This window comes from Paragemmobacter ruber (genome assembly GCF_009908315.1).
Taxonomy (GTDB): domain Bacteria; phylum Pseudomonadota; class Alphaproteobacteria; order Rhodobacterales; family Rhodobacteraceae; genus Paragemmobacter; species Paragemmobacter ruber.
This window is the reverse complement of sequence record NZ_JAAATW010000003.1, coordinates 648,384-662,014: the sequence shown is the minus strand read 5'-3', so window position 1 is coordinate 662,014 and position 13,631 is coordinate 648,384. Positions and strand designations below refer to the sequence as shown.

Annotated in this window: 11 protein-coding genes; 6 read left to right on the top strand and 5 right to left on the bottom strand. The window is 67.2% G+C overall.

Annotated elements, in window-relative coordinates:
* Positions 1–7: 7 nt before the first annotated feature.
* Positions 8–1,897: a glycosyltransferase family 2 protein gene (locus GU920_RS15425; protein WP_235933327.1), complete on the bottom strand. Its 1,890-nt coding sequence runs from the start codon at positions 1,895–1,897 to the stop codon at positions 8–10.
* 180 nt (positions 1,898–2,077) lie between these two features.
* On the opposite strand from GU920_RS15425, the gene GU920_RS15420 reads away from it, so the two are divergent.
* The 3 genes from GU920_RS15420 to GU920_RS15410 are packed head-to-tail and all read left to right on the top strand — an operon-like array spanning position 2,078 to position 5,243.
* Positions 2,078–2,842 (top strand): hypothetical protein, encoded by a 765-nt coding sequence (locus GU920_RS15420; protein ID WP_161767953.1) that lies wholly within the window; start codon positions 2,078–2,080, stop codon positions 2,840–2,842.
* A complete protein-coding gene (locus GU920_RS15415; RefSeq protein WP_161767952.1) occupies positions 2,791–4,500 on the top strand; it encodes a glycosyltransferase family 4 protein in 1,710 nt (569 codons plus the stop codon). The genes GU920_RS15420 and GU920_RS15415 overlap by 52 nt, the downstream gene beginning before the upstream one ends.
* A complete protein-coding gene (locus GU920_RS15410) occupies positions 4,497–5,243 on the top strand; it encodes an SDR family oxidoreductase (protein ID WP_161767951.1) in 747 nt (248 codons plus the stop codon). Before GU920_RS15415 ends, GU920_RS15410 begins: the two co-directional genes overlap by 4 nt.
* On the opposite strand, the gene GU920_RS15405 is transcribed toward GU920_RS15410, so the two are convergent.
* Positions 5,244–5,528, bottom strand: coding sequence for an ArsR/SmtB family transcription factor (locus tag GU920_RS15405; protein ID WP_235933351.1), 285 nt, complete (start codon positions 5,526–5,528; stop codon positions 5,244–5,246).
* A 338-nt stretch (positions 5,529–5,866) separates the two neighbouring features.
* On the opposite strand from GU920_RS15405, the gene GU920_RS15400 reads away from it, so the two are divergent.
* A complete protein-coding gene (locus GU920_RS15400; protein ID WP_161767949.1) occupies positions 5,867–6,820 on the top strand; it encodes a PHP domain-containing protein in 954 nt (317 codons plus the stop codon).
* Positions 6,821–7,001: 181 nt separating this feature from the next.
* Here GU920_RS15400 and hutU read toward each other — a convergent pair whose 3' ends face one another.
* Genes hutU through hutI form a run of 3 tightly spaced genes read right to left on the bottom strand, consistent with a single transcriptional unit; the run spans position 7,002 to position 11,436 of the window.
* Positions 7,002–8,684 (bottom strand): urocanate hydratase, encoded by a 1,683-nt coding sequence (gene hutU / locus GU920_RS15395; protein WP_161767948.1) that lies wholly within the window; start codon positions 8,682–8,684, stop codon positions 7,002–7,004.
* Positions 8,685–8,696: 12 nt separating this feature from the next.
* Positions 8,697–10,226, bottom strand: coding sequence for a histidine ammonia-lyase (gene hutH, locus GU920_RS15390; RefSeq protein ID WP_161768122.1), 1,530 nt, complete (start codon positions 10,224–10,226; stop codon positions 8,697–8,699).
* 19 nt (positions 10,227–10,245) lie between these two features.
* Positions 10,246–11,436: an imidazolonepropionase gene (gene hutI / locus GU920_RS15385; protein WP_161767947.1), complete on the bottom strand. Its 1,191-nt coding sequence runs from the start codon at positions 11,434–11,436 to the stop codon at positions 10,246–10,248.
* A 73-nt stretch (positions 11,437–11,509) separates the two neighbouring features.
* On the opposite strand from hutI, the gene GU920_RS15380 reads away from it, so the two are divergent.
* Both GU920_RS15380 and GU920_RS15375 read left to right on the top strand, forming a co-directional pair.
* The gene (locus tag GU920_RS15380; protein WP_201744157.1) at positions 11,510–12,865 is read left to right on the top strand and encodes a formimidoylglutamate deiminase; all 1,356 of its coding nucleotides are present in this window, start codon (positions 11,510–11,512) and stop codon (positions 12,863–12,865) included.
* Positions 12,862–13,551: a GntR family transcriptional regulator gene (locus GU920_RS15375; RefSeq protein WP_161767945.1), complete on the top strand. Its 690-nt coding sequence runs from the start codon at positions 12,862–12,864 to the stop codon at positions 13,549–13,551. Before GU920_RS15380 ends, GU920_RS15375 begins: the two co-directional genes overlap by 4 nt.
* Positions 13,552–13,631 lie beyond the last annotated feature (80 nt).

The window sequence follows — 13,631 nt, the reverse complement described above, 5'->3', positions numbered from 1 at the left end:
ATCGGGGTCATCCGCGCGCATCGGTGGGGGGTGTGGGGCCTGCGACACGCCCGTAGCCGCGGGTCAGGACAGGATCGAAGCCGAATTGCGGTCCATGCCAGCCGCGCTCGGCCAGCGCGGCCTCAACCCTGGCCACGTCGGGATGCCATGCCTCGATCCAGCGCCCGGTCAGAAATAGCTGCGCGGGCAGCGGCGCAACCGCGGGCAGGGTGGCGATCAGGTCGTCGGGGCCAAGCCCCGCATCGGCAAGGATCACCGCGCCGGGGCGATGTACGGCCACCAGCGAGACCAGCCCATCCTTGCCCAGCGGGCCGTCGATCAGGCGAAAGCGGTCGTCGAAGGCGCGCCCGTTGCGCGCGCAGAGCCGGGTGATGACAGGATGCAGTCCGGCCTCGCTTTCCTGCATCACGATGGCCAGATCGGGCCGCACCCGCGACAGATGCACCGGCAAGAAGCCGCATCCCGCACCCACCACCAGCAGCGTCGCGTCCTTGGGTAGCACCTGCGGCATCCGCCGCGCAAGGCCACGTTCAAACTTGCCCGCCTCGATCACCAGAAGGGCGGGCGGGGTGAACACGCGCGGATCCATCGGCACGTCGACCGCGTGGTTCGCCTTCCAGTCCATCGGCGCCTCCAATGCCGCGTCGATGCGGCCCGTGACATAGCTGCCCATCGGCGTGATCGGCGGCTTTGGCGCGGCGGGGGCGGCCTTGCGGTCCTCTTTCGCCTTGGCGTTGCGGCGCTTTTCCACATCCGACATCAGGGCCGCGATCTTTTCCTTGTCGCGCGCCTGCGGGGGTTTGGCGGTGATCTGGGTGATGGGCACCGCCGAGGCGCGGGCCAGATCGGCCACCAGTTCGTGATAGGCCTCGGTCTGCTTCAGCTCGGCCAGCCGCGCCTCGGCGCGGTCGATGGCGGCGTGGTGCAGGCGGTTCAGAACCGGGTCTTCCAGAAGCTGCGCCATGATCGCGTTACGCCGGTCCGAATAGCGCAGCATCGTGTCGTCAAACACCTCGTTGCGGTCCTGCAGCGACCAGTAGTCGGAATTGTATTTGTCTTTCTTGTTGTTCACGTTGCCGCGCATCTTGCGGATGGCGTAGCTGTCCACCGATTTCACGGCGTAATGGTTCAGTTGCACCCAGTCATAGCCGATGGTGCGGGTGATGGACCGCCAACCGCGGAACTTGAAGTAATCCTCCATCTCGCGCCCCGATCCCGTCAGCCATTTGACCGTGTCGGGAAAGCCTGTGTCGATGTGGCGGTTCTTCATCTTGGGCCGGTGGATGCCCAGCTTCCAGTAGTCCGGATCGAAGGTAAAGAGTGTCTTGACGCCCCAGCCCTTGTTCCACATCGGCGGCGCGGCATAGAGGTACTGCTCTGTCACCGGGGCGCGCGACCAATCCACCACGCCGCCCGATCCGAAGATGCGCCATGTGACCACGATGCCATTGGCATCCTGCGCCTTGGCGGCGGTGATCAGGTCGTCCAGCGTGCCGTCGCCATATCGGATCGACAGGAATTCGTCGGCGTCAAAGACCATGACCCAGTCGGACTTGCCCACAACCGGCTCTTCCTGCGCGTGGTTCAACGCGCTGGGCTGCGGGCGCAGGCCTTCGGGGATCACGTTGCGGCGGTGATGGGCAAGCCCCAGCTCCTCCAGCCGGATGAGCATGTCGTCGGTGCCGTCGGAACAGTCATTCGTATAGACCACCAGATCGGTGAAGCCGACGGCCAGATGATGGGCGACCCATTCGATCACGAAGGGACCTTCGTCCTTCATCATCGACACGGCAGTGACCTGACCATGGGGGCTGATATGGCGTTTCAGCGCTAAGGGAACGCTTCCCCAGAGATCGGAGGCCCCGCGCGGCCGTTCTGCCTTGCGATCCACCTTCATCCGCGACCCTTGCACTGTTTCACCCTCCCCTGATGCCCTGTTGCCGCAGCGGGCGTCAAGCATCCTGCGCGCCGGCCCGCAGGCTGGACCGGGCAAGCGTGGCATCCTAGCATGATCCTGGTGAGAAGTGTCGCGGGTGCGGTGGTAACGATGCAACTAAGCAGAAGCGTGTGGCGCAGGGTGACGGAGCTGCTGTCGGGCGAGCCGACGCCGAAACGCCTGAATGCCGCGCTGCGCCTTTTGGCGAAGTGGCGGGCGCAGGCCTTGGAGCAGGTGCTGGTCGAGCGGTCCGGGAACCGCGTGCTGGCGGGGCCGTTCAAGGGCATGCTCTACGCGCTGCCGACATCTGAGGGTGCGCGCAACCCGCGCCTTATCGGTTGCTATGAGGCCTGCCTCGCCCCGGTGATCGAGGAGATCGTGACGGAAAGCTATGATACGGTCGTCGATATCGGTTCGGCAGAAGGGTATTACGCCGTCGGGCTGGCGCTGCGCATGCCGCAAGCGCGGGTGATCGCGCGCGACACCGATCCGAAGGCCCAGGTCGCCTGTGCCGAACTGGCCCGCGCCAATGGGGTGGAGGCGCGGCTGGAAATCGGTGGCGCGGTGGTGCCCAGCAGCATCGCCAGCCTGATCCGGGGGCGGACCGTGATCATCTGCGATATCGAAAGCGGGGAAGGGGACCTGCTCGATCCCGTTGCCGCGCCTGATCTGGCGCGCGTCGATCTGCTGGTCGAGGTGCATGAAGGCATGAGACCCGGGCTTCTTTCCCTTTTGTCGCAACGCTTTGCCGCCACCCACGACATCCGCCTGATCGAGCGCCGGATTGATGACAGCGGCCTGCCGGACTGGTCCCACGGCCTTGGCGATCTGGATCGGTTGCTTTTGCTGTGGGAATGGCGGTCCACGCCCACGCCGTGGCTCTGGATGCGCCGGAGGATGCCGTGACAGCCGATCCCGCGCGCAACGCAGCCATCTGGTTCGCCCCGGATGGCTATGATCCGGCCAAAGGGGTGAACGGGCGCCGCATGGCGGGGGACAGCTTCCTGCGCGGCTGGTTCCGCCATGCCGAGGTGGCCGAATGGCTGGCCCTGACCCATGGGCCGACCGATGCGCAGGTGTTCCGCGATCTGGCAGGGTCCGCCCGCCCGGACATCCCCGCCAGGGTGGAGCGGCTGGAGAATGCCCGCGCCATCGCCCCTGTGGGCAGTCTGTTCATCTCCGGCCCCAACTTCGCGACCGAAGCCTGGCGGCGAAGCCAGTGGGGCGCCACGGCCTATGCGATCTGCGGGATCACCCATACCATCTCGACCAAAGCGGTGATGGAGGGGCTCTGGCACCTGCGCGCCGCGCCACAGGCGGAATGGGACGCGATCATCTGCACCTCGCGCGCGGTACGGGCGGCGGTCGGCCTGCAGATGGACCTGATCGACGATTTCCTTTCGCAGCGCTTTGGCGGGGTGCTGCCGCCCCGGCCGCAACTGCCCGTAATCCCGCTGGGCGTGGATTGTGATGCATTTCAACCCGATCCCGCGGCCGGGCTGGCGCTGCGGGCCGAACTTGGCATTCCGGCGGGTGATTGCGTGGCGCTGATCGTGGCGCGGCTGAGCCCGCATGAGAAATTTGATCCCCTTCCGGTCTATCTGGCCCTGCAGCGCGCGCAGGCGGGGGCGGGGCGGAGGCTGCACCTGATCCTGTATGGGGATTTCCCGGATGGCTATTCGCGGCGCGTCTTTCTTGACCCTGCGCGCAACGTGATGCCGGATGTCGCGCTGCATCATCTGCCCCATCGCGATGCTGCGCGCCGTCTGGCTGCGCTGTCGGCGGCCGAGATGTTTCTCTTTCCGATCGACAACCTTCAGGAAAGCTTTGGCATCGCCCCGGTCGAGGCGATGGCGGCGGGGCTGCCAGTCGTTGCATCGGATTGGGATGGCATCCGGGATACCGTGGCCGACGGGACGGGGTTCCGCATCCCGACCACGGGCGCACGGCCCGAACATGTGACCGTGCCGGGGCAGCGCTATCACGGGGGCACCGACAACTACATCCAGTATCTGAGCCAGGTCTCTGCCGTGACGCGGATCGACGTGGGGCTGATGGCGCAGGCCGTGCGCCGGCTGATGACGGATGGCGATCTGCGGGCGGCGATGGGAGCGGCGGGGCGGGCGCGGGCGCGGGCGCTGTTCGACTGGAAGGTGGTGGTCCCGGTGATGCAGGACCTGTTTGCCGATCTCGATGCCCGCCGCCGCCACGCCGATCCCGCGCGCCACCCCCCGCTTCCTGCCGCCGGCTTGCCGGTCGCGCCGTCACCCATGGCCCTGTTTCAGGCCTTCCCGACGGTGCAACTGTCGAAGACGGCGCGCTATCGCTGGACCGGCCGCAACAGCCTGCCGGTTGTGCAGATGATGGCCCTGCGCGATTACCCCGCGACCAAGCGCATCTTCGAGACGCCCGAGACGGTAGAGGCCGTGGGCGCCGCCCTGTCGGCGCGGGACGCGGCCACGGCGGCGGAACTGGCCGCCGCTCTGGGTCGCGCGCCCTCGCAGGTGGAGCGTTGCCTTCTTTGGCTGATGAAGTACGACTATGCCGAAACGGAGGATACATGACCCGGACCATCCTGATCACCGGCGCGGGCAGCGGCATCGGCCGGGCCACGGCGCGCGCCTTCCTTGCGGCGGGATGGCGCGTGGCGCTGATGGGGCGCCGCGCGGACGCGCTGGAAGAAACCGCGCAGGGGGCCGCGACGGGGGAACAGGCGTTGATCCTGCCCGCCGATGTGGGCAAGCCCGATCAGGTGGATCGCGCCTTTGCACAGCTTGCGCGGCATTGGGGGCGGCTGGATGTGCTGTTCAACAATGCGGGAATCTCGGCCAAGGCCGCCCCGATCGACGAGATCCCGGTCGAAGATTGGCTGCGGCTGTGCGAGGTGAACATTACAGGCATGTTCCTTTGCGCGCGGGCGGCCTTTGGGCAGATGCGGCGGCAATCGCCGCAGGGGGGGCGGATCATCAACAACGGGTCCATCTCGGCCCATGCGCCGCGCCCCGGATCGGCGCCCTATACCACGTCGAAACATGCGGTGACGGGGCTGACACGGACGCTGGCGCTGGACGGGCGGCGCTTTGACATTGCCTGCGGTCAAATCGACATCGGCAACGCGCTGACCGAGATGGCCGCCGCCTTTCCGCAAGGCGTGCTGCAGGCCGACGGGTCGATCCGGGCCGAGCCTGTGATGGATGTCACCCATGTGGCAGAGGCGGTGATGCACATGGCCAACCTGCCGCTGTCGGCCAATATCCCGTTCCTCACCATCATGGCGCGGGACATGCCGTTTGTCGGGCGGGGATGATCACGCCCCGCAGCAGAACATGTCATAGACCAGCGCGATGGTCCGGCTGACCTTGGGATCTTGGATGGAATAATAGATCGCCTTGCCTTCGCGGCGGCAGGCGACCAGCCCTTCGAGCCGCAGGCGCGCTAACTGCTGGCTCACGGCGGCCTGACGGCTGTCGAGCAGGCGTTCAAGCTCTGTCACCGATTTCTCGCCGGTGGAGAGGTGGCACAGGATCATCAGGCGGCCCTCATGCGACAGGGCCTTGAGAAAGGCCGCCGCCGTCGTTGCGCGGGCCGTCATCTGGGCGACGGGCAGCTTGTCTGCGTCGCCCGCTTCCACTGCCACCCCAAATCCCGCCTCTGGCGCGTGAACCTGCATGTCCCCCCCCATCCATCGCCAGCGCGCCGACCGGGCCCCCACGATGCCACGCGATGGCGGTTAAACGAAGGCAGACGGCGCGCGCCACGTGAGACATGTGATCGAAAGGCCGATCTGTGAAGACCGCGTGCCACAAAGTTTGTGGTGTTTTGTTCACGATTTTGTCGCAGCGGGTCGCCTTTGGTGGTCGAGGTCGCGACCAGACGGCCCTTCTGCGGGGGGTGTTCTACTCTGAAGGCGACTCATGAGGGATGCCGAACATGACCCGACCGCTTTCCGCCTTCACTGCCCCCGGCCGCTTCTGGCGGGGGAACCTACATACCCATTCCACCCGGTCTGACGGTGTTCTGTCCCCAGAGGAAGTCTGTCGCCGCTATCGCGCGGAAGGGTATGATTTCCTTGCGCTGACCGATCACTTCGTGGGGCTGTGGGACTATCCGATCGTGGATACGGTGCCGTTCCGGACAGAGGGGTTCACCACCATCCTCGGGGCGGAACTTCACTCTGGGGCGATGGCGAATGGCGAGTTGTGGCATATCCTCGCCGTTGGCCTGCCACCCGATTTCGCGCCGTCCAATTCCCCGGATTTCGTGCCGCGCCCCGATCAGGAAACAGCGGCCGAAATCGCGGCGCGGGCGGTCGCGGCGGGGGCCTTCGTGGCGATTGCCCATCCGCAATGGTCGGGCCTTACGCTGGCGGATGCGCGAGCGGTGACGGCCGCCCATGCGGTGGAGGTCTACAATCATGGCTGCGCCACCGGCTGCGACAGGCCGGACGGTTTCGCCATCACCGACCTGCTGCTGACCGAAGGGCGCAACCTGACCATGATCGCCACGGATGACGCGCATTTCTCCGAGCCCGATCATTTCGGCGGCTGGGTGATGGTGAAATCGCAGGCGAATGAACCCGAGGCGCTGCTGGCGGCGCTGAAACGGGGGGATTTCTATTCCTCGCAGGGGCCGGAATTGCGCGATGTGCGGATCGAGGACGACAGGCTGGTGGTGGAAAGCAGCGCCGTATCCTCGGTGATCGTGCAGGGGTGGGGGACAGGGGCGAAGGGGGTGCATGGGGCGTCCATGACCCGGACGGAGGTGCCTCTGGCGCGGCTTCTGAACAGCCCATGGCTGCGCGTGACGGTGATCGACGCGGCGGGAAGGCGGGCATGGTCCAACCCGTTCTGGCGCGAAGTGGAGGGGGGCAATCCCCGGACCTGAGGTTGGACCGGGGGACTTTGCGCCCCTCGGACCCCCCGCAGGATATTTGCTCAACGGGGAAGGAGCGGGGGAGTGAAAAAGAGGGGGATAGGGCCAAGTGGCCTTCCCCGTTGTGAAAATATCCTGCGGGGGGTGAATTCGCCGCAGGCGAAGAGGGGGGCGCAAAGCCCCCCTTCCTGTTTCAGTTCCCCAGTATGCCCGGCAGGCGCAGGTCCATCGCCCGGGCGTGGTCGAGCGCGATGTCATAGCCCGCATCGGCATGGCGCATCACGCCGGTGGCCGGATCGTTCCAGAGCACGTTGTTCAGGCGGCGCGCGGCGTCGTCAGAGCCGTCGGCCACGATGACCATCCCGGAATGCTGGCTGAACCCCATGCCCACCCCGCCGCCGTGGTGGAGCGAGACCCATGTCGCGCCAGAGGCGGTGTTCAGCAGCGCGTTCAGAAGCGGCCAGTCGGAGACGGCGTCGGAGCCGTCCTTCATCGCCTCGGTTTCGCGGTTGGGCGAGGCGACGGAGCCTGAGTCCAGATGGTCGCGCCCGATCACGACGGGGGCCTTGAGTTCCCCCGATTTCACCATGTCGTTGAACATCAGCCCTGCGCGGTGGCGGTCGCCAAGACCGATCCAGCAGATGCGGGCGGGGAGGCCCTGAAAGGCAATGCGTTCGCCTGCCATGTCGAGCCAGCGGTGGAGATGGGCATTTTCCGGGAAAAGCTGCTTCATCGCGCGGTCGGTGGCATAGATATCCTCGGGGTCACCCGACAGCGCGCACCAGCGGAAGGGGCCTATGCCCTTGCAGAACAGGGGGCGGATATAGGCGGGAACGAAGCCGGGGAAGGCGAAGGCGTTTTCCAGCCCTTCATCCTGCGCGACCTGACGGATGTTGTTGCCGTAGTCGAGCGTGGGGACGCCTGCGTTCCAGAAATCCACCATCGCGGCAACATGGGCGCGCATGGAGGCGCGGGCGGCTTTCTCTACCTCTTTCGGGGCGGTTTCCTGTTTGGCGCGCCATTCGGCGGTGGTCCAGCCGACGGGGCAGTAGCCGTGCAGGGGATCATGGGCCGAGGTCTGGTCGGTGACGATGTCCGGTCTTGGCCCGCCCTGTTTCATGCGGGTGACGAGTTCGGGGAAGACCTCGGCGGCGTTGCCCAGAAGGCCCACGGATTTCGCCTCGCCCTTCGCCGTCCAGTCGGCGATGAGGGCGAGGGCTTCATCCAGCGTCTTCGCCTTGGCGTCCAAGTATCTGGTGCGGATGCGGAAATCGATGCGGGTTTCGTCCACCTCCACCGCAAGGCAGCAGGCCCCCGCCATGACGGCGGCCAGCGGCTGCGCGCCGCCCATGCCGCCCAGGCCGCCGGTGAGGATCCAGCGCCCCTTGAGATCGCCGCCGTAATGCTGGCGGCCGGCTTCGGCGAAGGTCTCATAGGTGCCTTGCACGATGCCCTGGGTGCCGATGTAGATCCAGGACCCGGCGGTCATCTGGCCATACATGGCCAGCCCGCGCTTATCGAGTTCGTTGAAGTGATCCCAGGTCGCCCAGTGCGGCACGAGGTTGGAATTGGCGATCAGGACGCGGGGCGCGTCCTTGTGGGTGCGGAAGACGCCGACGGGCTTGCCGGATTGCACAAGCAGGGTTTCGTCATCGTTCAGCGTCTTCAGCGTGGCGACGATGCGATCGAAATCCTCCCACGTGCGCGCGGCGCGGCCGATCCCGCCATAGACCACCAGCTCATGCGGGTTTTCGGCCACGTCGGGGTGCAGGTTGTTCATGAGCATCCGCATCGGCGCCTCGGTCAGCCAGCTTTTGGCGGTGATCTCGGGGCCGGTGGGGGGGTAGATGTCGCGGAGATTGTGACGGGTGTTCATGGGGTTGCCCTTTCAGAGGGTGGGAAGGGGGAGGCCTGCGGCTTGTGCCAGATCGCCGTTGGCGACAAGGCGCGCGGCGGTTTCGAGATCGGGGGCGAGGTAGCGGTCTTCGCCCAACGTGGCGACGTCGCGGCGCAGGCGGGCCACCGTGGCCTGCAGGGCCACGGAGGTTTGCAGCGGGGCGCGAAACTCGATCCCCTGCGCGGCGCAGAGCGCCTCGACCCCCAGGATCCGGGCGAGGTTGGCGTTCATCTGGCAAAGGCGGCGCGCGCCATGGGCGGCCATGCTGACATGGTCCTCTTGGTTCGCTGAGGTGGGGGTGCTGTCGGTGACGGTGGGATGGGCGAGGTGTTTGTTCTCGCTCATCAGCGCCGCCGTGGTCACCTCGGCGATCATCAGGCCGGAGTTGAGGCCGGGGTTCGGGGTCAGGAAGGGCGGCAGGTCGAAGGAGAGGGTCGGGTCCACCATCAGGGCCACGCGGCGCTGGGCGATGGCGCCTATCTCGCTGATCGCGAGCGCGATCATGTCGGCGGCGAACCCCACGGGTTCGGCGTGGAAGTTGCCGCCCGAAACGATCTGGCCGTCGGCCAGCACCAGCGGGTTGTCGGTGGCGGCATTTGCCTCGATCTCAAGGGTTTGGGCGGCCTGACGCAGGATGTCCATCGCTGCGCCGGTCACTTGTGGCTGGCAGCGGATGCAATAGGGATCCTGCACGCGGGTATCGCCGTCACGGTGGCTTTCGCGAATTTCCGAACCGTCGAGCAGGGCGCGCAGGGTGGCGGCGGCCTCGATCTGGCCGGCATGGCCGCGCAGGGCGTGGATCTGGGGGTGGAGGGGGGCCGTGCTGCCCATGATGGCATCGGTTGACAGGGCCGAGGTGACGAGGGCGGCTTGGGCATTGCGCCAGGCGTCGAAGAGGCCCGCCAGTGCATAGGCGGTGCTGAACTGGGTGCCGTTGATCAGGGCGAGGCCTTCTTTCGGGCCAAGCGTTACGGGGGAAAGTCCTGCCTTTGCAAGGGCTTCGGCCCCGGAGAGAATGTTTCCTGCGAACTCGGCATCGCCCGCGCCGATCATCACGGCGGTCATATGGGCAAGGGGGGCGAGGTCGCCGGAGGCGCCGACGGAGCCTTGGGCGGGGATGATGGGGGTAACCTCTTTTTCTAGCATGGCTTCGATCAGGGCGACCACCTCCCACCGCACGCCGGAGGCGCCGCGTCCGAGGGAGAGAAGTTTCAAGGCCATCATGAGCCGCGCGATATCGCGCGGCATGGCCGGGCCGACGCCGCAGCAATGCGACAGGATCAGGTTGCGCTGGAGCGTCGCCGTGTCCTTGGCCGCGATCTTGAGCGAGGCGAGCTTGCCGAAGCCCGTATTCACCCCGTAGACCGCCGCGTCGCCCGCCGCCGCAGTTGCGATGCGGGCGGCGGCGGCCTCGACGCCTGCGCGGGCGGCGGGGGCGAGGCGGGCCGGCGCGCCGCTGCGGTAGAGACGTTCGAGCTGGGCCAGTGTGGTTTCGCCCGGGACCAGCGTTTCTGGAACCAGCGTTTTGGGGGGCAGGGTTTCAGGCGTCAAGGCGGCCTCCGGTGATGCGGGTGTGCAGGGCCTCGGCCCCGATGCGATAGGACAGTTCGGCGGGGTGGGTGGCGTCCCACAGGCAGAGATCGGCGCGCTGGCCGGGGGCGAGGGTGCCACGGTCGGACAGGCCAAGGGCGCGGGCGGCATGTGCGGTGGTGCCGAGGAGCGCCTCTTCCGGCGTGAGGCGGAACAGGGTGCACGCCATGTTCATGGCAAGCGTGAGCGATGTCATCGGGGAAGAGCCGGGGTTGCAATCAGTGGCAACGGCCATCGGCACACCTGCCGCGCGTAGGGCGGCGATGGGGGGCATTTGCGTTTCGCGCAGCGTGTAGAAGGCCCCCGGCAGGATGGTGGCGACGGTGCCTGCCAGCGCCATGTCGGCGATGCCTTCCGCCGAGAGATATTCGAGGTGATCGGCCGACAGGGCGGCATGGCGGGCGGCCAGCGCGGCGCCGCCCAGATCGGATAGTTGTTCGGCGTGCAGCTTCACCCGCAGGCCGAGCGCGCGGGCGGCAGTGAAGAGGCGATCCACCTGCGCGGGCGAGAAGGCGATGGTTTCGCAGAAGGCGTCCACCGCATCCACAAGCCCTTCGGCCTGCGCGGCGCGCAGCGAGGGGATGGCCACCTCTTCGATATAGGCATCGGCGCGGCCCGCATATTCGGGCGGGACGGCGTGGGCGGCGAGGTGGGTGGTCCGGATCGTGACCGCGCGCATCTGGCCGAGGCGGCGGGCGGCGCGCAGCATCTTGATTTCGTCCCGAACAGTCAGGCCGTAGCCTGACTTTACCTCGACCGTGGTGGCGCCTTGCCGGATCATCGCATCCAGCCGGGGCAGGGCTTGGGCGACAAGGTCATCCTCGGTCGCTGCCCGCGTGGCGGTGACGGTGGAGAGGATGCCGCCTCCGGCGCGGGCGATCTGTTCGTAGCTGGCCCCCTGCAGGCGCTGCTCGAATTCGGCCGCGCGGTGGCCGCCAAAGACGATGTGGCTATGCGCATCAATCAGGCCCGGCGTCAGAAGGCGGCCTTGGAAATCACGGGTTTCGTGGCCAGTGGGGGCGCTGTCGCGCGGGCCGATCCAGGCGATGCGGGGGCCTTCGATCAGAAGGGCGGCATCGGGGATCAGGCCGTAGCCGCCGATCATCGTTGCCGCTTGTAGCCCGGTCAGGAGAATCGCCATGGCCCCTTGCCTTTTGTCTGCACATGACGGTATTATGTCTATACATAATGACGGATGTCAAGCGAGGGGCCTTATGCAGATCCATGCCGATTGGGCGCTTTTGCCGGGGGGTTGGGCGCGGGATGTGGCGCTGCGGATCGAGGGCGGGCGCATCGCTTCCGCCCTGCCGGGAAGCCAATGGCGGGCGGGGCTGCGCGTGGGCTGCCTGTTGCCTGCGCCGGTAAACCTTCATTCCCACATGTTCCAGCGCGCGATGGCGGGCATGACGGAGCGGCGCAGCGCGGGGCAGGACAGTTTCTGGACCTGGCGGAGCCTGATGTACCGCTTTCTGGATCGGCTGACGCCCGAGGATGTGGAGGCCATCGCCGCGCAGGTGATGGTGGAGATGGCCGAGGCCGGGTTCGCCGCCGTGGCGGAATTCCACTATCTGCATCATCAGCCCGGAGGCGCGCCTTATGCAAGCCTCGCAGAAATGTCTGAACGGATCGTCAACGCGGCGGATGAGACCGGGTTCGGCCTGACGCTGCTGCCGGTGCTGTATCAGCGGGGGGGCTGCGACGGGCGAGCGCTGACGCAGGGGCAGATGCGGTTTGGCAATGATGCGGAGCGCTTTGCCGCCCTGTGGGAGGGGGCAGCGGCAGCGGTGAGGCGCGTGCCGGACGGGGTGACGGGGGTTGCGCCACATTCGTTGCGGGCGGTGGATGTGGCGGGGCTGCGGCTGGCGGAGGGGATCGCGCCGGGCGCGCCGATCCATATCCATGTGGCCGAGCAAGTGGCGGAAGTTGAAGAGGTTCTGGCCGCCTATGGCGCGCGGCCGGTGGAATGGCTTTTGGGGAATTTCGCGGTGGATGGGCATTGGTGCGGCATCCATTGCACGCAGATGACGCCTACTGAAACGCTGGCCTTGGCGCGGTCGGGCGCGGTGGCGGGGCTGTGCCCGATCACCGAGGCGAATCTGGGCGATGGCATCTTTGATGGGGTGCGTTTTGTCGGGGCGGGCGGGCGCTGGGGCGTGGGGTCGGATTCCAATGTGAGGATCAGCCTCGCCGAGGAATTGCGGCTGCTGGAATATTCGCAGCGGCTGCGGGATCGGGGGCGGGCCATGCTGGCGGAGGGCGCGCGGTCTACGGGCCGGGTGCTGTGGGAGGGGGCGGTCGCGGGCGGGGCGCAGGCGGCGGGCCGGGCGGGCGGCGTGATCGCCGAGGGCGCGCTGGCGGATCTTGTGGCGCTGGACACCGAAAGCCTGCATCTGGAGGGGCGCGGGGGGGATGAGATCCTTGATGCCTTTGTTTTTGCCGGACATGATGCGCTGGTGGCCGAGGTCTGGTCTGGCGGGCGGCACATCGTGCAGGGCGGGCGGCATGTGGCGCGCGACGCCGTGGCGGCGCGGTTCCGCGCGGTGATGCGCGACCTGCGGGAGCGGGCATGATGACGGGGTGGGAGGATGTGCGGGCCGAGGTGCTGCGCCGCATCCGGGCGCGGGACTGGGCGCCGGGGGCGGTGATCCCGGGTGAGGAGACCTTGGCGGTGGAGTTCGGGGTGGCGCGGGCAACGGTGAACCGGGCGCTGCGCGATCTGGCCGAGGCGGGGTTGTTGGAGCGGCGGCGCAAGGCGGGAACGCGGGTGGCGCTGTTGCCGGTGCGCCGGGCGACATTGGATATTCCCGTTATCCGACAGGAGGTTGAGGCGCGGGGTGAAAGTTACGGCCACCGCGTTCTGGCACGGCGGATGGAGGCTGTGCCCTTGGCCGTGGCGGTGCGGATGGGGGTGGCCGCGGGGACGGCGCTCTTGTTTCTGGAGACGCTGCATCTGGCGGGCGGGCGGCCCTTTGCGCATGAGGTGCGCTGGCTTAACCCCGTGGTAGTGCCGGGGGGTGTAATCCCCGATTTCGACCGTGTCAGCGCCAATGAATGGCTGGTGCAGAACATCGCCTATACTACGGGAGACATTGCCTTTTCCGCCGAAGCCGCCAGCGGGGAAGAGGCCGCGGCACTGGGGCTTTGCGCGGGTGATCCGGTCTTTGTGACCGAGCGGATGACATGGGCCGCCGAGGCGCCGATCACCTTTGTCCGGCTGCTGCATGGACCGGGCTATCGGTTGCGGACGATGTTGTGACAGGGATGCAGAACACGGTGCAGACGGGTGTGCATACGGGTGTGCATACAAATCCGCGCACAGAAGTGCCTGTTCTGGCC